At 68.2% G+C, this 628-nt stretch carries 1 protein-coding gene and 1 pseudogene; both read left to right on the forward strand.

Annotated features, from left to right (window positions below):
- The first annotated feature begins 178 nt into the window (after positions 1-178).
- Positions 179-451, forward strand: coding sequence for a membrane protein insertion efficiency factor YidD (gene yidD, locus ABB22_RS18000; RefSeq protein ID WP_152984273.1), 273 nt, complete (start codon positions 179-181; stop codon positions 449-451).
- A pseudogene (locus tag ABB22_RS18865) lies at positions 396-628 on the forward strand (dihydroorotase); the annotation flags it as partial. The gene yidD and the pseudogene ABB22_RS18865, both read left to right, overlap by 56 nt.

Raw genomic sequence — 628 nt, forward strand, 5'->3', positions numbered from 1 at the left:
CCGCCCCGACATGAACGGATGCCCGATCGGCCCGTGAGCGGCCCGGCGGCACCGCCGGATCGTCCCGCGCAGTTCGGAACGTGACCAGGCACGACCGGCGTACCCGGTGGGCGGAAGGCATCTGGAGTCCACCCGCCGCCCGTCCGGCATCGTGCGACAAATCCTTGGGCAATGCCAGCTGGCTTATCATCCAAGGGTGATCGGCCGACTCCTCATCGCCCTGCTGCGCTTCTACAAGCGCTTCATCAGCCCCCTGCTGGGGCCGCGCTGCCGCTTTGTCCCCAGTTGCTCCGAGTATTCGATGGACGCGATCCGCATACACGGTCCGTTGCGGGGCTGCTGGCTTACGCTGCGTCGGCTGGGCCGCTGCCATCCGTTGCACCCCGGCGGCTTCGATCCGGTTCCGGGAAAGGCCGACGCCCCCTCTTGCCGCTGCACAGGAAAACACTGACATGTCCTCCACGCTCATCACCAATGCCCGCATGGTCAACGAGGGCCGTACCTTCGACGGCGACCTGCGCATCGAGAACGGCCGCATCGCGCAGATCGGCAGCGGGCTGGCGCCGCGCGCCGGCGAGGAAGTGATCGATGCCGCCGGCCGCTGGCTGCTGCCGGGCATGATCGAGGA

This window comes from Stenotrophomonas nitritireducens (assembly GCF_001431425.1).
Lineage (GTDB): Bacteria > Pseudomonadota > Gammaproteobacteria > Xanthomonadales > Xanthomonadaceae > Stenotrophomonas > Stenotrophomonas nitritireducens.